The organism is Anaeromusa sp., from assembly GCF_028691475.1.
Lineage (GTDB): Bacteria > Bacillota > Negativicutes > Anaeromusales > Anaeromusaceae > Anaeromusa.
This window is the reverse complement of the sequence record NZ_JAQUZF010000019.1, coordinates 1-19,987: the sequence shown is the minus strand read 5'-3', so window position 1 is coordinate 19,987 and position 19,987 is coordinate 1. Positions and strand designations below refer to the sequence as shown.

The following is a 19,987-nucleotide window of genomic DNA, read 5'->3' as shown; positions in this document are numbered from 1 at the left end:
GGAGAAGGCTTTGGATCACGCAGGAAGTTTTGATGTGATTGTCATCGGCGCCGGCCATGCCGGCTGCGAAGCGGCGTTAGCTGCAGCGCGCATGGGCTGTTCGACGCTGGTGGCGACGCTGAATTTGGATAATATTGCCTTGATGCCGTGCAATCCGGCAGTGGGCGGTTCCGCGAAAGGGCATCTTGTGCGGGAAGTTGACGCCTTGGGCGGCGAAATGGGCGTTAATACAGATCTTACTTGTATACAAATGCGTATGCTCAATACCGGCAAAGGCCCTGCGGTCCATGCTTTACGGGCGCAGGCTGACAAGGTAGTGTATCAGCGGCGCATGAAGGAAGTCATGGAAAACCAGCCTGGACTTTTCATTAAACAATTGCTGGTAGAGGAACTGCTGGTGGAGCAGGGGGCTGTCAAAGGCATCCGCTGTGAAACCGGTGAAGTTTACGAAGCTTCCTGTGTGATTTTGGCGTCAGGGACGTATTTGGGCGGCAAAATTATTATCGGTGAGACCGTTTACGCTGGCGGTCCTAATGGACAGCGGGCGGCGGAAAAACTGACGGCTTCCTTAAAAGAGCATGGCGTCAAGTTAATGCGCTTTAAAACCGGCACGCCGGCCAGGGTCGATGCGCGGTCTTTGGATTTTTCTAAAATGATTGTTCAGCCAGGGGATGAAGAATGTCATAATTTTTCTTTTCTCAGTGAGGTAGCAACTAGAGAACAGTTGCCCTGTTGGCTGACCTATACCAACGCGGAAACACATCGGATTATCCGGGAAAATCTGCACCGAGCGCCGATGTATACAGGGGTAGTAGAGGGTGTGGGGCCGCGCTATTGCCCGTCTATTGAGGCAAAGCTTGTTCGTTTTGCGGAAAAAGAAGCCCATCAGCTGTTTGTGGAGCCTGAAGGCCGTAATACGCAGGAAATGTATGTACAAGGCATGTCTACCAGTCTGCCTATGGATGTACAGCTGGCTTTCTTGCGGACCATTCCAGGACTTGAGAAAGTAGAAATCATGCGCGCCGGCTATGCCATTGACTACGATTGCCTGGAGCCGACGCAGCTGACGGCGACGCTGGAGCACAAGGCCATTGGCGGCTTTTTTTCCGCCGGTCAGTCTAACGGCACTTCCGGGTATGAGGAAGCTGCAGGACAAGGCCTTATAGCAGGCATTAACGCCGCCTGTAAGGTGCAGGGCAAGGATCCTTTGGTATTGTCCCGCAGCGATGCGTATTTGGGCGTATTGATTGACGATCTGGTGACCAAGGGAACCAATGAGCCTTATCGAATGATGACCTCTAGGGCGGAGTATCGCTTGCTCTTGCGTCAGGATAATGCAGATCTGCGTTTGACGGAAAAAGGACGCCAAGTAGGCTTGGTCAATGACGAGCGCTACGCGCGTTTTCAAGCGAAGAAAGCAGCTATTGAAGAAGCTGTAGCACAGCTGAAGGAGCGGCATATCGGGCCGTCTCCGGCGGCGCAGCAGGCGCTGACGCAAATGGGAAGCAGCGAACTAAAAAGCGGTATTTCTCTATACGGTTTGCTGCGTCGTCCAGAGGTGACTTATGCTATGTTAGAGGAGCATTTTGAGGCGCCTGCGCTGGCGGCGGAAATAAAAGAGCAAGTAGAAATTGGGGCGAAATACGAAGGCTATATTAAAAAGCAGCTGGAAGAAGTGCAGCGAGCGGAAAAGCTGGAAAGCAAGCTGCTGCCGAATAATGTGGACTATCTTTCCTTGCAGGGGCTGGCTGTAGAAGCTAGGGAAAAGCTGCAGGAAATCAAGCCGCGTTCGGTTGGGCAGGCCTCGCGTATTTCCGGCGTATCTCCTGCGGACATTGCGGTGCTGTTGGTGCATCTGGAACAGCGGCGCAGGGAGGAAGAAGCATGAGTTTTACAGAACATTTTCGACAAGCCGCTGCGGCAAGCGGTTATAAATTATCGGAAGAACAAATTCATAAATTTGAGATTTATTATCAGTTATTAGTAGAGTGGAATCAAAAAATGAATCTAACTGCGATTACTGAACCTGCGGAAGTCGCGGTAAAACACATGGTGGACTCTTTGACCGCCTTTGAGGAACAACTGTTTTTCTCAGGGGCCTCTGTGGCGGATGTAGGCACTGGCGCTGGTTTTCCCGGGGTGCCCTTAAAGTTGTTTCGCCCTGATTTGCAGCTGACCTTGATTGATTCTCTGCAGAAGCGTTTGAATTTTTTAACAGCTGTCATTGAGGCTGCTGGTATAAAAGACGTAGCGGTGTTGCACTACCGAGCCGAGGAAGCCGGTCAAAAGAAAGAGCTGCGTGAAGCCTTTGATTTTGTTACCTCTAGGGCAGTAGCGAGGCTGCCGGTTTTATGCGAGCTTTGCTTGCCGCTGGTAAAAATTGGCGGCTATTTTATAGCTCTTAAAGGCGCCCAGTATGAGGCTGAATTAGTTGAAGCGGAGCGCGCTTTGCGCGTTTTGGGAGCAGAAGTCGCGCAGGTGAAACCGGTGCAGCTCCCTGGTTTAGAGGATATACGAGCAGTAATCTATTTGAAAAAAGTAAAGGCAACTCCTAAGGCCTACCCGCGCCGCGCGGGGCTGCCGGAGAAAAAACCTTTGATCTAAGGAACCACTGATTTAATGGGGAAAGGGATATTGAACAGGAGAATCGGAGAACCGGAGGGTCCGCAAGAGAGTAAAAAAATGTACTTTCTATTTCCCGGGAAATAGAAAGTACAGCGAGAGAATAATAGTCCCTATTTCTCTTTGCATATTCTCCATCTACTCCTGTTTATAACCCGTGCCACTCATGCGTACCCTCCCGTGACTCTCGCGACTCTTGTTCAAATTCCCGTTCCCTCTGGCTTTTCTCTGTTATTCTGTTCCTCTTGTTCGTTCCCCTTTAAAGGTCGTATAGCTGTTTTTTGCAGGCTCTATGAAAATAAGATAAACGCATGCTATAATCAGTGTAGCATTACATAGCTTCCCGGATTTTTGTGGTTTCACAAACCGGGGAAAGGGTGGAAATCCATGAATCCTTTGACGAAGCTTTTTGGTTTTGGACAAATAAAAGAAGAACCTAAAGAAGAAGTGAAAGTAGACGCAGAATCGGCGAGCGAGCCGGAGGCGACGAGGGAAGCAGAGCCGAAGCAGCAAGAGGTGCGTTCGGTTTTAATTGAGAGCATTCAGGCTAACCGGTTTCAGCCGCGCAAGACCTTTCATGATGAATCGCTGGAGGAATTGGCGGCATCAATTCGGGAGTTTGGAGTGCTGCAGCCATTGTTGGTGCGTCCTTTGGAAGAAGGGTTCGAGCTGGTAGCTGGCGAACGGCGTCTGCGTGCGTCAAAGCTGGCCGGCTTGGCGGAAGTGCCTGTGATTTCGCGCGAGATTGGCGATAAAGAAGTAGCTGAGATGGCCATGATTGAAAATCTGCAGCGCGAGGATCTGCATTTTTTGGAAGAGGCCGAAGGCTTTCAGCAGCTTATTGTGCAATTTGGCTTTACTCAGGAAGAATTGGCAAAACGGGTGGGGAAAAGTCAATCCACATTGGCCAATAAATTGCGCTTGTTAAAGTTAGAGCCGCAGGTACGGCAGCGTTTGCAGGAAGAGCGTTTATCGGAGCGTCATGCCCGAGCGCTTTTAAAGCTGGAGTCCCCGGAGGAGCAAGAAGAAGTGCTGGCTGCGATTTGCGCGGAGCAGCTTAACGTGCGACAGACGGAGGAACTGATTGCTTGTCGTCAACAATCTCCAGAACAGGGAAACGAGAAGAGTAAGAAAAAAGAGCGCAAGCGTCTGACTGGCGTGATTCGGGATGTGCGCATTTTTTTGAATACCATTCAGCAAGTGGCGGATACGATGAAACAAAATGGACTTGCCGTACAAATGCAGCAGCGTCAAGAAGAGGATGATATTATCGTGGAGCTGCGCATTCCGAAGAAAAAAGCGGCTGGGAAATAACAGGAAATGAACAAGTAACAGGATTGAACAAGAGAACCGGAGTCACGTGAGGGTACGCAAGAGAAGAAAAATAAACGGCTGTTGTAACATGTGATAGTACATGCTGCAACAGCCGTTTATTTTTTACTAAAATCTAAATTTAATCAATGCCGTAACCCTCATTCGGGCCCTCCGGTTCTCACTGCGACTCATGTTCAATCCTTATTCTCTGGCTTTTCTCTGTTACTCAGTTACTCTGTGTTCCGTTCTCTTATCCGTATTTCTCAGCCCATCAGTTTTTTAGCTAGCTGCACGGCGGCTACGCCGTCCGGGGCGTAGGCTTGCGCGCCAGCCTGGGCGGCATAGTCGGCAGTGACCACAGCGCCGCCGGCAATAACTGGAACTTGCAGTCCTGCTTGACGCAAGGCGCTAATCGTAGCGTCAATAACCGGTAAAGTGGTGGTCATCAGAGCGCAGAGGCCGACGGCGTCTGCGCTCTGTTCTTTGACGGCGGCGACAATGGCTTCAATAGGCACGTCTTTGCCAAGATCGATAACCGTAAAGCCGTTGTTTTCCAGTAAGGCGGCGACAATGTTTTTCCCCAGATCGTGAATGTCTCCTTTGACAGTAGCCAAGACTACTTTGCCTAGAGAAAGCGTAGCTTCACCGGGAAGCCGGTCTTTGAGCGTAATAAAGGCTTGGCGCATAGTTTCAGCGGACAAAAGCACTTGCGGCAGAAAGCAGCGCCCAGCGCCAAAGGCTTCACCGAGTTCCGTCATGGCGGCGGTAAGACCTTGATCGGTAATTTCTAAAGAAGAGCGCCCTTGGGTTAATGCTTCTTCCACCAAGGCCGGTACGGCTTCTTTTTCTCCTTCAATAACGGCTTGACGCAGACGCCCTAAGATATCCGCAGGTGTAGTTGCTGCTGCAGGCGCAGCAGCACTAGGCTGCTGTGCTTGGGCGAAAGCTTGGCTGTAGCGGCGACCATTGCTGTCGCGGCCAGTAAGGGCCATAGAAGCGGCCGCGGTTTGCATCATGCCTTGGTGCAAGGGATTGAGAATGGGGGCGTCTAGGCCAGCTGCAAAGGCCATAGCGGCAAAGGAAGTGTTGACAGCATCCCGTGCAGGAAGGCCAAAGGAAATATTACTGAGGCCCATCGTGCTGGGATAGCCGAATTCTTCGCGATAAGAACGCAGCGTAGCCAGTGTTTGCAGGGCTGCGTCCGCTTCGGCGGCGACTGTCAGCGTCAGGGCGTCGAGAATAAAATCGTTTTTTCTAAGGCCTTGCGCTTGTGCGGCGGCAAGAATTTGGCGGATAACAGCCACCCGTTCTGGAGCGGTAGCAGGCACGCCTGACGGAGAAATAGGTAGACATAATATAGCTGCGCCGTAGCGTTTGGCCAATGGCAAAAACTGCTCTAGCCGCTCTGGTTCGGCGGAAACCGAGTTGATTAAGGCGCGGCCGGGATATTGCTTCAGTCCGGCTTCTAAGGCGGCGGTATCGCTGGTGTCAATAGCCAGGGGCAAGTCGACGAGCATGGATAGTTCTTCAATGGCTCGCTTCATAACAGGGGCTTGGTCAATGCCGGCAACTCCCATATTCACGTCCAATACTTGTGCGCCGGCTTTCACCTGAGCCAAAGCGTCACGTTTGACCATAGCGAAGCTGCCTTCACGGATTTCCGCAGCTAAGGCTTTGCGTCCGGTGGGATTGATGCGTTCGCCGATAACCGCGGCCGGTAAATCAGCGCCGAGCCAGACGGTGCGGCTGCGGCTGGTTAAGGCTACGCGGCCTGGCGTAGGTTTACTGCGCTCTACCGGTGAGAGAGAAGCGGCAGCTTGGCTGAGAGCGCGAATATGAGCCGGAGTTGTGCCGCAGCATCCTCCTAAATAGGAGGCTCCGGCGGTAACGAGTTTCGGCGCCCAATGGGCCATTTCTTCCGGCGACATGGGGAATATAGTTTCGCCGTTTACCAAGTGCGGCATACCTGCATTGGGCTGCACGCTAAGGGGAAGATGCGTAGCGCGAGCTAATTTTTCCACTACCGGAAGCAGTTGTTCCGGTCCTAAGGAACAATTGGCTCCCAGAACATCAGCTCCCATGGCGGTAAGTAAAATAGCAGCTGTTTCCGGGTCGGTGCCTGTGACGGTGCGCCCGTCGGCGCCGAAGGACAGCTGACAAATGACCGGCTTGCTGCTAGAGTCTTTAGCCGCTAAGAGAGCTGCCCGCATTTCTTGGATATCAATAATAGTTTCAATAAGCAGCAGATCGACGCCAGCGGCGTCAAGAGCGCGGATTTGTTCGCAAAAGACGTCATAGGCTTCATCAAAGGATAAATCGCCAAGGGGATGAAGCAACTTGCCCGTAGGACCAATAGAGCCTGCGATCCGCGTTTCCGGGCGGCAAGCAGCTTTGGCAGCATTCACCGCCTTTTGGCAAATAATGGAAATTTGATTTTGGAGACCATAATGAGTCAATTTAATGCGATTAGCGCCAAAGGTATTGGTTTCAATAATCGTAGCGCCATGTTCTATGTATTGGCGGTGAATGGAGGTTACGACATCTGGCGCCTCTAAATTCATGGCCTCCGGGCAGGCGCCTACGGCCAAACCGGCATTTTGCAGCATGGTGCCCATAGCACCGTCAAAAATAGCAATCATTTACGATGGTTCTCCTTTCGGGATGCGCAGTTTTCTTGTTCGCAATAAAGGCAAGTCGCAGTTTCGCTTGCGGGTAAGATTAAACGCTCTTCATGCGGCGCCAGGCCGATAACGGCGGTGACGGATTTACGCGGTACCAGCATGCAGCTTTCGGTAACAGACAGTTGGATGTGTTCGCCTTGGGCTGCTTCGACAACCAGAGACTGATCGGTAATGTCCCAGTCTCCATAGCCGGGACTAAAGCGCCGCAAGGCTACAAGGCCGACTTTGGACATTTCTTGAGCAATAAAAGAATTGACAGCGTCAGCGGTTTGTTCGACGGCAGCGGTAGCCGCCGCATCTAGGAGCAAGCCAAGGGCGTAGCGATCTTGTTTAAAACAGTTTTCAATGGAACCTTCTAGTTCTGCGCCAATGGTTACGGCCATAACCGCTATTTGCACAGAGCCTTGCAGGTGCTCGATAAGGGGCTGGCTTTTTAACTTTAGCGGAGTAGGGCTAAGGATGATTTGATTGCGATCATCATAACCGTATATTTGCCAAATACCTTTGGGCTGAATGAGCAGCAGCGCTTCTTCGCACGCTTCCTTAATTAAGTTGTCAGGAAAGTCTTTGGCCCGGGCCAAACCAGCATAGCGGCGCATTTCCTTTTCATCGATTTCTCTGATCATAGGATGATAGAAAGGCATGGCACAAGCGCCTCCTCTCACTAAAGTAGTGGTTTCTTCATTATAGCATAGGAAAATAATGTGTTCGATATTTTATTCTTTCTCTATTTACTATATCAGAAATTTAAAGTTTTCACGGCTGAAAAAACTAGAATTTTCAAGGCCTAGGAGCTTCTGCAAAAACGGCGGAGGACTTTGGGCTTTGTTCAATTTTTTCTCTGTTAACTCTGGCCTTTCCTCTGTTACTCTGTGTAAACCGTACCTCGTGCTACTCCTTCGAGCCCTCACGTGACTCCGGTTCTCTTGTTCGTTTTCCGCTCTCTGGCTTTTCTCCGTTCCTTTGCTTGCGCTGTGTTTCGTTCCTGCTTCTCTTTTTTTAAAAAATGTTTCACGTGAAACAAGAAAGTGGCAGGGAAAAAGTAACGCTATGTGGAATGAAAGAAAAATGAGCTTTTGGAAAGAGTATGAGGTGAACGGCTTGGCTAGAGTAATTGCAATTGCCAATCAAAAAGGCGGCGTCGGCAAGACAACGACAGCAGTAAATTTGAGCGCCTGTTTAGCTGAAAATGGCAAAAAAGTATTGTTAGTAGACGTGGATCCCCAAGGAAATGCTACAAGCGGCTTAGGAATCAATAAAAAAGAGCTGCAGATTTCCTTGTATGATGTACTTGTAAGTGATACGCCGCTAGAAGAGGCGGTAGTAGCGACCGAATTGGAATCTCTTTTTTTGGTGCCGGCTACCATTCAATTGGCCGGGGCGGAAGTGGAATTAGTTAGCGCCTTTTCCCGGGAGTTGAAATTAAAGCGAGCCTTACAGAAAAGCCTGGAAAAGTTTGACTACATCCTTATTGATTGTCCGCCTTCATTGGGGTTGCTGACTATTAATTCGCTTTCGGCGGCCGACTCTTTATTGGTGCCGATTCAATGTGAGTTTTATGCGTTAGAAGGCTTGTCTCAGTTGATGCAGACAGTTTCGCTGGTACAAAACAACTTAAACCCTCAGCTAGAACTAGAAGGCGTTTTGCTGACTATGTTTGACGGACGTACGAATCTATCCTTGCAAGTGGCGGAAGAGGTGCGCAGTCACTTTGGCGGTAAGGTTTACGAAACGATCATTCCGCGCAACGTTCGTTTGAGCGAAGCTCCAAGCTATGGGCAGCCCATTATAAAGTACGATCCTCGCTCTAAAGGAGCCGAAGTATATGGGGAACTGGCGCTGGAGGTGATTCGACGTGTCTAAAACACCGCAGCGTGGCTTAGGGCGCGGCTTGGATGCCTTGTTTCATAATGCAGCGTCCGAAGAGGTGCGCACAGTACCTCTTGGTAAAATTACACCGAATCGCTTTCAGCCAAGAAAACATTTTGATGAAGATGCCTTGGCTGAATTGTCGGAATCCGTGCGTCAATACGGCGTTTTACAGCCTATTGTGGTGCGGCGGACGATGACTGGTTATGAATTAGTAGCCGGAGAACGTCGCTGGCGGGCTTCACAGCAAGCCGGCTTGAAGGAAATTCCTGCAGTAGTACGGGATTATACTGACGGGGAAATGACGGAAATTGCGCTGATTGAAAATCTGCAGCGCGAAAACCTCAATCCCATTGAAGAAGCGGAAGCCTATAAACGGCTTATGGAAGAGTTTGGTCTAACGCAAGAGGAGGTGGCGCGTAAGATTGGACGCAGTCGGTCGTTAATTGCCAATACCTTGCGTTTGCTAAATCTTCCGGTAGGTGTGCAACAGCATGTATCCATGGGGCTATTAACAACCGGACAAATTCGGCCGATTCTGGCGTTGCCGACGGAGGCGCTCCAAGAAGAAGCAGCACAAACCATTTTAGAGCAAGAATTGTCGGCTCGAGATGCGGAAGAATGGGTACGTCGTCTAATGGCCGGGCAAAAAGAGCGCAAACCTCGCCAGCAGAGCGAAATTGTTCCTGATGTATATTGGCAGGATGCGGAAGATCGTTTGCAAAATCGCTTAGGGACCAAGGTTCGTATTAAACCTGGTAAATTGAAAAGTAAAATTGAAATCGAATTTTATTCCCAAGAAGATTTGGAACGTCTTTTAGAGTTAATGCAGGAGCAACAGAGTCTTGGCAGTTTTGCTTTAAAGCAGCAAGGACCCTTTAGTGTGTAATTTGTGTTTCACGTGAAACAATATGGAAAAAGAAAAGACAACGGCAGCTTAGCAAAGCTTCCGTTGTCTTTATGGTTTGCCATAATTTTGCGCTTTTCGCGGTTAGATAATAAAATGTAGGGGCGATGCTAACGCACCGCGAAATACACGAAATATGCGAAAGAGGCGGTTAAAGGCTAAGAGCTTCTGTAAAAACGGCGGCATAACTGTATTTGAGACAAGATTTACGCGCGACTCCTGTTCGTTTTTTCTCCATATTTCTTTTTTTAGAGGTGAAACTATGATTTACTTGGATAATGCCGCGACAACCTGGCCCAAGCCTAAGGAAGTAGCAGAAGCCGTTGCCGCCTGTATTGAAGCGGTTCCCGGCACGCCGGGACGAGGTTCGCATCAAGGGGCCAGGCAGGCGGCGCGTATCGCTTTTGAAGCCAGAGAAGAAATTGCGGCGTTGTTTGACGTTGATGATGCGACGCGGATTGCTTTTTGCGGCAATGCCACGCAGGCGTTGAATACGGCTCTCTTTGGCTTATTACAGCCAGGAGATGTGGTGGTTACGTCTTCTTGGGAACATAATGCGGTAGTAAGGCCATTGCATGTTCTGGAACAAAAAGGCGTAGTCATCCGAAAAATCCCTCCCACCCAAGAAGGACCGCTGGATTTAACGGCGTTGGAAGAGGCTCTCCCGGGGGCCAAAGCGTTAGTTCTGACGCATGCCAGCAATGTAACCGGCGCTATTCTGCCGCTGCAGGAAGCGGCAGCCCTGGCGGCTCGCCATGGCTGCCTGGTGATTGTGGATGCGGCGCAAACGGCAGGGGTGGAAGAAATTAAAGCCTTCTGGGGGTTGCATGTCATTGCTTTTGCCGGTCATAAAGGTCTGCTAGGGCCGCAGGGCACAGGCGGCTTATATGTAGCTCCTCAGGTTTCCGTAAAGCCGCTAATTTTCGGCGGTACCGGCAGCCGCTCGGAAGAGAGGGAGCAGCCTTCTTTTTATCCGGATTGTTTGGAAAGCGGCACGTTAAATACGCCTGGCTTGGCTGGGTTATTGGCAGGCGTGCGGTTTGTGCGTACCACGGGAATGGAAAAAATTCGTTATCGTGAGAGCGAGTTGGCCGAAAAATTGCGTACGGCCCTTCGCAAGATGCAAGGAATCAGCATGAAAGGGGAAAAGCAGGGGCAGTTGCAGACGGCGGTGCTTTCCTTTACGGTAGAGGGGATTGATAGTAATGTGGCGGCTTTGTGGCTGGAAGAAAAGGCAGGCATAATTTGCCGAGCCGGGCTCCATTGCGCGCCCTGGGCGCACGAGGCTTTGGGAACGTTGGAAACAGGAACGATTCGTTTGAGTCCAGGCTACTTTAATACAGACGCAGAAATAGAAGCGGCTATTAAGGCTCTGCACCAGTTGACGCAAGCGTTTTGATTTTAAGGAGGTTCTATATGATACAGGGAAGCGTGGTCAATGCCGCGGCGATTGTTGCAGGCACTGCCGTGGGGCTGCTGCTGCGCAAGGGCATTCAGGAACGATACCAGCAGACCGTGTTAGCGGGTGTAGCCATGTCGGTGGGGCTGATTGGCGTGACGATGGCGCTGAAAACACAGAATATTTTATTAGTCATTGTCAGCATGGTTCTCGGGGGCTTGGTGGGCGAATTTTTAGATATTGATGCGCGCCTGGAAAAAATGGGAGCGTGGCTGACCCAGCGGCTGGGAGCTCAATACGGCAATGTAGGCCAAGGCTTTGTTACGGCCAGCTTGGTGTTTTGCATCGGCGCCATGGCGGTAGTGGGCTCGATTCAAGATGGTATGACCGATGATGCGGCGACGCTGTACGCGAAAGCTACGCTCGATGGCATTGCTTCGGCAGTCTTTGCTTCTAGCATGGGCGCCGGCGTAGCGCTTTCTGCGGTGCCGGTGCTGCTCTATCAAGGCGGCATTTCTTTGGCGGCAGCGGCTTTTGGGGCTACGTTGCCAACCGCGGCTGTCACCGAGATGAGCGCCGTCGGCGGTCTTTTGATTGTAGGCATCAGCATGCGAATGATGAATTTAGGCGATATTCGTATTGCCAATTTGCTGCCAGCCGTATTTGTGGCGCCTCTTTTGGTTTTGTTTTGGCCGGCTTAATGTAAAAACGATTAACGAACCGCGAAACACACGAAAAACGCGAAAAGGGGTTTTACTCTGGCTTTTCTCAGTTACTCCGAGTTGCGTTCTTTCCTGACAGGTATAAATAATTGGCTTCTTAGGGGAATTTGTAGTAAAATACCACATGCAGATGCGTGTGGTTTTCGGCAAGGGTCTGTGCGGTTTTAACGAATAGCCGTAGTTACATAGGGGAGGATGCGATCGATCTTGGGACAACAGGAATTAATAGAAATTCAGCAATGGATTTTGAACTATCTGCCGTATTTGTTGTTGGTCTTTGCGGTAATGGTGCTGATTGCACTGACATTTTTCATTAATCTGAACTTCAAAATGAGTAAGTCCAAAAAACGCTATGAGAAATTGATGACCGGCATGGAGGGTGCGAACCTAGAGCAATTGCTGGAGAATCATATCAGCGAAGTACGTCAGTTGCGAGGGCAGGTAGCGCAGCTAACGCAGCAGGTAGAAGAGCTGACGGCGGTTTCGCGCGTGTGTGTGCAAAAAGTTGGCGTAGTACGATTCCGGGCTTTTGAAGATACTGGCAGCGATTTAAGTTTTGCTGTTGCACTTTTAGATTCAGAAGACAACGGCGTGGTTCTGTCCAGCTTGTTTGGGCGAACCGAATCCAGAGTCTATGCTAAACCGGTTGAACATGGCGCTTCCAGCTACCTTCTGTCTACAGAAGAGAATGAAGCGTTGAGTAAGGCAAAAAAGCAAACTCTGATTAATTAATAAAAGAAACAAAGGAATTCCTGATACTGCAGAAAGCTGCGGCAGGAATTTTTTGTTTTGTGTCGAATAAACCATTTTTGGGAGTTACTTCCTAAGACCTAAGAAAGGAGGCTAGTGGTTTTGAAAAAACCGGAGCAAAAAAAAGAACGTAAAGATTTTACTCTGATGATGGTGCCTCACCATGGGCAGAATGTGCGCTCGATTCGGATTCCCTTGCAGTTAATGCAGACGGTTGCGGCTGCTATTTTTGTTTGCGTTGTTGCTGTGGGCGGTATGACTCTTTCCTATCGCAGCCAGGCATCTATGGCGGACGCAGATAAGCAGGAATTAGAGCAATTGCGGCAGGTGAATCTGGTGCAAGCGCAGCAGATTGATCAGCTGGCTAAGGAAACGGCATCCATTCAATCAGATATGCAGCGTTTGAATCAGCTGGATGCTGATTTGCGCCGCATGGTAAACAGTGAGGAAAAGGCAGATGTGTCGCGTGGCGGTATGAACCGTCCTGCTAATGGAACTGCTTATGACGGTCAAGGCGGGCCGGAAGCAAAGCCTTCAGCAGGGGATTTGCTGAATGTGGTCCATGATCTTCGAACGCAAATGCAAGAACGGGAAGAAAGCTTAAGTCAACTTCGCAGCAATTTATTAGAAAAGAAAGCAGTTCAGGCGGCCACTCCATCCATTTGGCCTGCCAGCGGGTCGGTAACGTCGCGTTTTGGTTGGCGTAATTCTCCTTTTGGCGGCGGTAGCGGAGACTGGCACCCTGGTATTGATATTGCCAATGACTCAGGAACGCCGATTTTGGCTACAGCTGAAGGAACGGTTGTAGGAAGCGGCTGGGTTAGCGGCTATGGGTATTTGGTGGAGATTGACCATGGAAATGGCATCCACACCTTATACGGACATAACTCGCAGAATCTTGTTTCTGTGGGTCAGCACGTGACCAAGGGGCAGCTTGTTTCCTATATGGGCAGTACCGGCTATAGTACGGGGCCGCATGTGCATTACGAAGTGCGCGTGAACGGCAGCGTGGTCAATCCGGCCAGTTTCCTTTAAGAAGCAATTTCGGTTCCTGAAATAGGACAGAATCATTTAGTCAACGGTTTCCTAGAAGCCGTTGACTCATTTTTTATTGGACTATGTATTAAGATGGAGGAAGTATGTTTAGAAAAAAAGGCGATGCAACATCCGCTCCGGTGGAAACTATGATTAGCAAGGAATGCGAGCTCTTAGGCAGTCTTGCAGCAAAAGGGAGCTTGCGTGTTGACGGTAAAGTTGCCGGTGATGTCACTACCGATGGTGATGTATTGGTGGGAGAAGGCGGCTTGATTGAAGGCGACATCCAGGCGCAGAATGTTATCTTGGCCGGAACGGTACGGGGAAATTTGAAGCTTACCGGTAAATTGGAGTTGTATCCGACGGCTCATTTAACAGGAGACGTGAAAGTAGCGGTTTTGAACATTTCCAATGGCGCCTTTTTTCACGGAACTTGTGAAATGGAAAAAATTCAAGCGTAGTTTCTTCCTATATATACTGTATAAACTATAGAATCAATCCTCGCTCTGCTTTTTCTGGGCAGCAGCGGGGATTTTTTTAGTATTAAAAACGCTATGTCTTTGGGAGGAAGATGTATGTATACAGCAAAACAATACAAAACATACTACTCTTCATTCAAGGCGGTTTCTAGAAAGACAATCCTGCGTCCATAGGCAGATTACGCGCACTAATTAACACTTTGCGCAAGGGGATGACTGTGCTTGCAATAGGGTATTTGCAGTATAAATATACAAAAAACAAAACGCTTACCAAAAACAAAAACGCGAAAACAAAGGATTTGTCAGAAAAAAGCTTTTTTTAAAATGCATATTGACAGTATAAAACCATGGTTTATAATAAATACTAGTATGAAAACACTGTTGTATACAAAAAGACAAATGTTTTCAGGGAGTGTGCCTAGGGTTCCGCGCTATTTAGCGGTCTGGTCCAAGCGGCACAGGAGAGGCGAAGCCGCCTCTTTACACCGTGGGTAGAAAAGACCCTGCGGAAGGTCCCGGCGGATGTCGGCACTTTGCGCAGGGTCTTTTCCTTTTTTGTTCAGCGAAAGAAAGTAGCGCTGACGCTGCGATGTGCTTGATTGGTTTTGCAGAGAGAGAAGGAAGGGAGACAGTCATATGTGTAGAATTGGCGCCATTAAGAGCAGTCAAGTATTCCACCCGTCTGCCGCATTGCGGCTCATGCTGCCTCAACAAAAAGGGCACGACAATTCCGGTTTTGCTATGACCTTGCAAGATTTGGAGGGACGTTTCGCCGAGCATAAGGACAAGCCGCTGTTGTCGTTGGCTTGTACTCAGCGGGGGGCCAAACTGGTAGAGGATTATATGGACTCCGCCGGCTTTACTCCCCTGCAGGAATGGATTCCGCGGGGCAGCCGCAAAGCGGGCCTGGATATCCAAGCGATGCCGTACTACATTTTTCGTCAATACGACTATCCGGACTATTTGGCGACCGCTCCGGCAGAAGAAAAGGAAGATCTGCTTATGGATACCCGCCTGGCTTTGCGGGCTCTCCTGGAGCCGGAGGATGAGGGGTATGTGTATTCTTTCTGGCCCGATGTCTTGACCTTGAAAGAAATCGGCGATCCCCGGGACATTGCCACCTATTTCCGTCTGTGGGACGATACGGGCGATCTTTTGGCGCGCAACCTTGTGGTGCAGTGCCGTCAAAACACCAACTACGACATTGTTCGCTATGCAGCGCATCCCTTCTTTTTACAGGGCTACACCCTTTGCGCCAATGGCGAGAATACCTTCTATACCAAAAACAAGGAATACCAAAAATCGCTGCATCGCGGTTATATCGGTTTTGAATCGGATTCGCAAAATTTCCTTTATACCTTGCATTATGTGCTGCATGAACTCAAGTGGCCCCTGCAGTACTATAAACATGTAATTACGCCGCTGTCATTCAGCGAAATGGAAGAACGGCCGGACAAAGAGGTGCTGACTACCATTCGTCAGTCTATGGGGCATTTGGAAATCAACGGTCCCAATACGGTCATCGGTCTTTTGCCGGATGGCCGGATGATGACTTGCTGTGACTCCAAAAAGCTGCGGCCTGTTGTCCTTGGCGGCGATGCAGTGACGAAAGCCATTTCTTCCGAGGTGTGCGGCTTGAACGCCATTTTGCCGGATCGTGATATTGCCAGCGATATTTATCCCAATGAACGGGAAATCGTGCTGATTAACAACCAGTTGGAGGTAGAGCGATGGAAACAGTAAGAACCCAGGATGTAGGCGTCAACGACCTCAACTGGAAGATAGAATACAACCCGGAGCGGTGTACTCTTTGCGGCAGCTGTGTAGCCGCGTGCACCTTTGGCGCTATTGAAGCGGCCGTAGAACGCCGCAGCAGCGTCGTTTCCCGCGGCCCCGTGCCTAACCCTGTGAAAGAGCATGCTGCGATGCCCGTGATTCGTCAAAAGCGTTCTGTAGCGAACGCCTGCGTAGGCTGCGGCATGTGCGAGAAGGTCTGTCCCAATCAGGCCATCCGTCCGGTGCGCAACGCAGACACGCGTCAGAATTTGCTGGCCCGGGCCGGCGGCGCTACCATCAAACGCGGCGGCCGGACCAATCTGAACGCCGATCGTACGCTGGACCGGATTGTGGTGGGCCGCATTTCGCAGATGACCGACCCTTCGCTGGATTCGGAGCGTCATACCTTTGATATGCGCACGCCTTTAGGGCGCGTGCTCCCACCGTCGCAGCTGCCGTTGGCTTCGGCAAACGGTTCGCTGCAGTTGAACGGTCATACGCCGCCGGTAAGTTGGATTTATCCGATTATTTTCAGCGATATGTCTATTGGCGCGCTGTCGACCAGAGCCTGGGAAGCCTTGGCGCTGGCTACGGCCTATCTCAATGAAAAGCATGGCTTGCCGGTGCGCATGTGTTCCGGCGAGGGCGGCATGCCGGTGAAGCTGATGGAATCCGAGCAGCTTAAGTACGTGATTCTGCAGATCGCTTCCGGTCATTTCGGCTGGAACCGCATCATTCAGGCGATGCCGAAAATGAAAGTCGATCCGGCGGCAGTGATGATCAAAATCGGCCAGGGCGCTAAGCCCGGCGACGGCGGTCTTTTGCCGGCGGCCAAGGTGGCTTCGCATATTCAGGCCATCCGCGGCGTGCCTAAGGCGGACCTCATGTCTCCGCCTAACCATCAGGGCTTGTACTCCATCGAGGAGTCGGTGCAGAAGATGTTCCTTTCCATGAACGCCGCTTTTGGCTTCCGGGTGCCCGTGGCGATCAAATGCGCTGCTTCGGCCACTTCGGTCTCGGTATATAACAATTTGCTCCGTGACCCGTACCGCATTTGCGGCGGCTTTTTCATCGACGGCATCCAGGGCGGCACCGGCGCAGCCAATGAAGTGTCGCTGGATCATACCGGCCATCCGGTGGTTTCTAAGCTGCGTGAATGTTATCTGGCGGCGGTCAAGCAAGGCCGTCAAGGCCAGATTCCCCTTTTTGCCGGCGGCGGCGTAGGCCTTACAGGCAACGCGGCGGCGGATGCGTTTAAACTGATTTGTCTGGGCGCTAACGGCGTCTTTATCGGCAAGATTCTGATTCAACTGATGGGCTGTGTCGGCAACGAACACGGGCGCTGTAATTCTTGTTCCACCGGCAAGTGTCCTACAGGCATCTGTACGCAGGACCCGCGCTTGGTAGGGCGTCTAGACATCGATAAAGCCGCCCAGGCCGTTGTGGATTACACCTTGGCGCTGAACAGTGAATTTAAGAAGCTGATGGCGCCAGTAGGCAACAGCTCGCTGCCCATAGGCCGTTCCGATGCGTTGGTGACTACCGACCGCGCCGTAGCGGAAAAATTGGCCATCCAATACGTCTGCTGATAGGGAGAAGGAGGAACTGGAGATGCTTACGATTGATACTTTGGCAGGAGGAAAACGCCTGTCCACACAAGAACTCCTGACCGCCATCAGCGAGGCGCTAGCGGCGGGAGAAACAGAATTTCATATTTTGGCCAGCGGCCAGCATGATATCGGCGGTCCCTTATGGCACCCCGAAGGAAAGTCGCTTCGTTTCACCGTGACTAATCCGGGACAGCGCGTGGGCTCCATGTGCATGCCCGGAACCGAAGTCATTGTAGAGGGCTCGTCTTCTGCAGATGTAGGTTGGCTGAATGCCGGCGGCCGCATTGTGGTCAAAGGCGATGGCGGGGACACCACCGCCCATTGCGCCGCCGGCGGCAGTATTTATATCGGCGGCCGGGCTGGTACCCGCTCCGGGTCTTTGATGAAACATGACCCTCTTTATGCGCCGCCGGAATTTTGGGTTTTGAAGCGCTGCGGCAGCTTCTCTTTTGAGTTCATGTCCGGCGGCATTGCCGTTGTTTGCGGTGTGGATGTTGAAGAGGGAGAATCAGTGCTGGGCGATCGCTCCTGCATGGGCATGGTGGGCGGCGTGGTGTATGTCCGCGGCCCGCTTCTGGGCGTATCCGCGAAAGACGTAAAAGTGCGGGCGTTGGAAGCGGAGGATATTGACTATCTGTCCAGTCACATGGAGGACTTCTTGCAGTCCGTAGAGCGTAAAGAGCTGCAAGCGGAATTGACGCAATGGGACGAGTGGCGGAAAATTGTGCCCCTTACCTATGAAGAGCGTCCTAAAAAAGTAGAATCCCATCTTTTTGATTTCCGGGCGAACGAGTGGGTTCCCGGCGGTATTTTCAGCGATGTAGTGAAGGACGATTTTTCCGTAGTTGCCTTGGTTACGAACGGTGTGATGCGCCAGCGCGTGCCGCAGTGGGAAAATGCCCGCTTTGCCGCTCCTTGCCAATTCAACTGCCCGGCATCCATTCCGTCACAAGATCGCTTTAACTTGCTTCGCGACGGCAAAGTAGGCGAGGCCTATCGTCTGGTGCTGGAATATACCCCGTTCCCTGGCTCGGTTTGCGGCAGCGTTTGCCCCAACCTGTGCATGGACGACTGTACCCGCGGCCAGATCGACTTATCCGCGCAGATCGGCGCTTTGGGCCGGTATTCGCGCAAAGTAACACTGCCGCAGGCAACGCAAAAAACAGGCAAAGCTGTAGCGGTTATCGGCGGCGGCGTGGCTGGTCTGACGGCGGCTTGGGAACTAGTGCGTCAGGGACATGACGTAACGGTTTTTGAAAGTGATGCCAAAATGGGCGGCAAAATGGAACAGGCCATTCCTCGTTCCCGGCTGGCGGCGGAGGTGCTTGAAGCCGAAGTAGCCCGCGTGGCGTCGCTGGGCGTAACGTATCGTAACAATGAGACCGTGGATGCCGCGAAATTTGCGCAGCTGCGCAAACAGTATGACGGCGTGGTAGTGGCTACCGGCGGCCATGTGTCCAAGGTTATTCCCTGGCCTGGTTCTGAGCGCTTGGTCAAAGGCTTGGAATTCCTCAAGGCTGTCAACAGCGGACAAAAACCGAAGATCGGCAAAAAGGTCGTTGTCATCGGCTGCGGCAACGCAGGTATGGATGTGGCTATCGGCGCCTATGAAATGGGAGCCGAAGAAGTTACCTGCATCGACGTGGCTAAGCCGGCGGCTTTTGAAAAGGAAATTGAACATGTGGAAGAACTGGGCGGCGTGCTGCTTTGGCCGGCGGTTACCCAGGAAATTACGGCGGAGGGCCTGCGTTTGACAGATGGCAGGCTGCTGGCGGCTGATACGGTGATCATCAGTATCGGTGAAGTGCCGGATCTATCTTTCCTGCCTGCGGAGCTGCCCCAGGAGCGTGGCTTCTTGAAAGTTGGCCCGGCCGGAAAGCTGGCGGACGGTCTTTATACTGCAGGGGACACGATTCGCCCCGGCCTCTTGGTGGATGCCATCGGCACGGCCCGCGAAGCGGCTAAGGCCTTGCATGCGGAATTGACCGGCGAAGCCTATGCGGCAAAAGAGAAAGTGGCCCTCCCGCAGAGCCGCCTCTCGACGGAGTACTTTGAGCGCTGCCAAAGCGGTCAAGTTCCTCAAGCCAAGGAAGATTATCTGCGCTGTATCAGCTGCGGCACTTGCCGCGACTGCCATATGTGTGAAAAATCTTGCCCCGAAAAAGCTATTTCCCGGGAAATACAGGAAGACGGCTCGTTCGCCTATGTTTCGGACGACAGCCGCTGCATCGGCTGCGGCGTATGCGCGGGTATTTGCCCTTGCGGCATTTGGTCCATGCATCCGAACAATGCGCCCTTGCCTTGTAACTAAACAAGTAAAGCGCCGCCCAGCGAGGCGGCGCTTTTTTCTTGCTGCACCATAATTTATAAGTTTTTATGGCTGGAAAAACTAGAGTTAGCAAGAACTGGGAAGTTCTGGATAAACGGCGGCATAACTGTATTTGAGACAAGATTTGCGCGCGTCTCGCAAAAGCAGGGGAAGGCGGCAGTTTCTTAACTCGCTGCGCTCAAACAGGCGAAACTGTCATCCGCCGTCGCCAGCATTTTCGTCCTGCGGACCGTCTTGCTCCAATAAAAGTCTCAAATACAATCACGGCCGCCGCAGCCTCAGTCGTTCCCTCACTATTAAATGCCAGCAGACGTCGCCGCGACTCTTGTTCACTCTTCGTCACCGTAGCCCTCCCTCTACTCACTTTGAGTGTTCTCACAAACTCAAAACCCTTGAATTTACAGGCCTCGTAATGAGGTCTTTTTATTTTACCTCCCAACATAGAGCGGAAAATTAGTGAAGAAAAATCAATTTGGGACTTGATTTTTTCAAAA

General features: G+C 51.3%; 16 protein-coding genes. 13 read left to right on the top strand and 3 right to left on the bottom strand.

All coding sequences use genetic code 11. The features are described 5' to 3' along the window. The first annotated feature begins 10 nt into the window (after window positions 1-10). From mnmG to noc, 3 genes are all read left to right on the top strand, one after another. Entirely contained in the window at window positions 11-1,888 is a 1,878-nt protein-coding gene (mnmG, locus tag PHF27_RS04500) for a tRNA uridine-5-carboxymethylaminomethyl(34) synthesis enzyme MnmG (RefSeq protein ID WP_300066613.1), read from the top strand. Further along, window positions 1,885-2,604, top strand: coding sequence for a 16S rRNA (guanine(527)-N(7))-methyltransferase RsmG (gene rsmG, locus PHF27_RS04495; protein ID WP_300066610.1), 720 nt, complete (start codon window positions 1,885-1,887; stop codon window positions 2,602-2,604). The genes mnmG and rsmG overlap by 4 nt, the downstream gene beginning before the upstream one ends. 405 nt (window positions 2,605-3,009) lie before the next feature. Continuing rightward, complete coding sequence (noc, locus tag PHF27_RS04490; protein ID WP_300066607.1) at window positions 3,010-3,936, top strand: nucleoid occlusion protein; 927 nt, start codon at window positions 3,010-3,012, stop codon at window positions 3,934-3,936. A gap of 263 nt (window positions 3,937-4,199) precedes the next feature. On the opposite strand, the gene PHF27_RS04485 is transcribed toward noc, so the two are convergent. Both PHF27_RS04485 and PHF27_RS04480 read right to left on the bottom strand, forming a co-directional pair. Continuing rightward, window positions 4,200-6,575, bottom strand: coding sequence for a homocysteine S-methyltransferase family protein (locus tag PHF27_RS04485; protein ID WP_300066604.1), 2,376 nt, complete (start codon window positions 6,573-6,575; stop codon window positions 4,200-4,202). Continuing rightward, entirely contained in the window at window positions 6,572-7,261 is a 690-nt protein-coding gene (locus tag PHF27_RS04480) for a methionine synthase (RefSeq protein WP_300066601.1), read from the bottom strand. The genes PHF27_RS04485 and PHF27_RS04480 overlap by 4 nt, the downstream gene beginning before the upstream one ends. 448 nt (window positions 7,262-7,709) lie before the next feature. Here PHF27_RS04480 and PHF27_RS04475 point away from each other — a divergent pair, with 448 nt between their 5' ends. From PHF27_RS04475 to PHF27_RS04430, 10 genes are all read left to right on the top strand, one after another. After that, window positions 7,710-8,480 (top strand): AAA family ATPase, encoded by a 771-nt coding sequence (locus PHF27_RS04475; RefSeq protein ID WP_363320040.1) that lies wholly within the window; start codon window positions 7,710-7,712, stop codon window positions 8,478-8,480. Beyond that, window positions 8,473-9,375: a ParB/RepB/Spo0J family partition protein gene (locus PHF27_RS04470; protein ID WP_300066598.1), complete on the top strand. Its 903-nt coding sequence runs from the start codon at window positions 8,473-8,475 to the stop codon at window positions 9,373-9,375. The genes PHF27_RS04475 and PHF27_RS04470 overlap by 8 nt, the downstream gene beginning before the upstream one ends. A 280-nt stretch (window positions 9,376-9,655) precedes the next feature. Then, a complete protein-coding gene (locus PHF27_RS04465; protein ID WP_300066596.1) occupies window positions 9,656-10,792 on the top strand; it encodes an aminotransferase class V-fold PLP-dependent enzyme in 1,137 nt (378 codons plus the stop codon). Window positions 10,793-10,809: 17 nt separating this feature from the next. Then, the gene (locus PHF27_RS04460) at window positions 10,810-11,493 is read left to right on the top strand and encodes a DUF554 domain-containing protein (RefSeq protein ID WP_300066593.1); all 684 of its coding nucleotides are present in this window, start codon (window positions 10,810-10,812) and stop codon (window positions 11,491-11,493) included. Window positions 11,494-11,721: 228 nt separating this feature from the next. Further along, window positions 11,722-12,246 (top strand): DUF4446 family protein, encoded by a 525-nt coding sequence (locus PHF27_RS04455; protein WP_300066590.1) that lies wholly within the window; start codon window positions 11,722-11,724, stop codon window positions 12,244-12,246. A gap of 114 nt (window positions 12,247-12,360) precedes the next feature. Then, window positions 12,361-13,299 carry a M23 family metallopeptidase gene (locus PHF27_RS04450; RefSeq protein WP_300066587.1) on the top strand — a complete coding sequence of 313 codons (939 nt, stop codon included), beginning with the start codon at window positions 12,361-12,363 and terminating at the stop codon, window positions 13,297-13,299. 104 nt (window positions 13,300-13,403) lie between these two features. Then, complete coding sequence (locus tag PHF27_RS04445; RefSeq protein ID WP_300066584.1) at window positions 13,404-13,760, top strand: polymer-forming cytoskeletal protein; 357 nt, start codon at window positions 13,404-13,406, stop codon at window positions 13,758-13,760. A 654-nt stretch (window positions 13,761-14,414) separates the two neighbouring features. Further along, window positions 14,415-15,521, top strand: coding sequence for a glutamate synthase (locus PHF27_RS04440; protein WP_300066582.1), 1,107 nt, complete (start codon window positions 14,415-14,417; stop codon window positions 15,519-15,521). Next, window positions 15,509-17,143 (top strand): glutamate synthase-related protein, encoded by a 1,635-nt coding sequence (locus PHF27_RS04435; protein ID WP_300066581.1) that lies wholly within the window; start codon window positions 15,509-15,511, stop codon window positions 17,141-17,143. The genes PHF27_RS04440 and PHF27_RS04435 overlap by 13 nt, the downstream gene beginning before the upstream one ends. A gap of 22 nt (window positions 17,144-17,165) precedes the next feature. Further along, a complete protein-coding gene (locus PHF27_RS04430; protein ID WP_300066579.1) occupies window positions 17,166-19,475 on the top strand; it encodes an FAD-dependent oxidoreductase in 2,310 nt (769 codons plus the stop codon). Between the two features lie 196 nt (window positions 19,476-19,671). Here the strand turns inward: PHF27_RS04430 and PHF27_RS04425 are convergent. After that, window positions 19,672-19,987, bottom strand: a 316-nt coding sequence (locus PHF27_RS04425; protein ID WP_300066577.1) for a hypothetical protein, incomplete at its 5' end; no start/stop codon positions are given.

Bases quoted from the DNA above. Each gene is read 5' to 3' on its own strand.
- rsmG (WP_300066610.1), top strand. From the start codon at position 1,885: ATGAGTTTTACAGAACATTTTCGACAAGCCGCTGCGGCAAGCGGTTAT.
- noc (WP_300066607.1), top strand. From the start codon at position 3,010: ATGAATCCTTTGACGAAGCTTTTTGGTTTTGGACAAATAAAAGAAGAA.
- PHF27_RS04485 (WP_300066604.1), bottom strand. From the start codon at position 6,575: ATGATTGCTATTTTTGACGGTGCTATGGGCACCATGCTGCAAAATGCC.
- PHF27_RS04480 (WP_300066601.1), bottom strand. From the start codon at position 7,261: ATGCCTTTCTATCATCCTATGATCAGAGAAATCGATGAAAAGGAAATG.
- PHF27_RS04465 (WP_300066596.1), top strand. From the start codon at position 9,656: ATGATTTACTTGGATAATGCCGCGACAACCTGGCCCAAGCCTAAGGAA.
- PHF27_RS04460 (WP_300066593.1), top strand. From the start codon at position 10,810: ATGATACAGGGAAGCGTGGTCAATGCCGCGGCGATTGTTGCAGGCACT.
- PHF27_RS04445 (WP_300066584.1), top strand. From the start codon at position 13,404: ATGTTTAGAAAAAAAGGCGATGCAACATCCGCTCCGGTGGAAACTATG.
- PHF27_RS04440 (WP_300066582.1), top strand. From the start codon at position 14,415: ATGTGTAGAATTGGCGCCATTAAGAGCAGTCAAGTATTCCACCCGTCT.
- PHF27_RS04435 (WP_300066581.1), top strand. From the start codon at position 15,509: ATGGAAACAGTAAGAACCCAGGATGTAGGCGTCAACGACCTCAACTGG.
- PHF27_RS04430 (WP_300066579.1), top strand. From the start codon at position 17,166: ATGCTTACGATTGATACTTTGGCAGGAGGAAAACGCCTGTCCACACAA.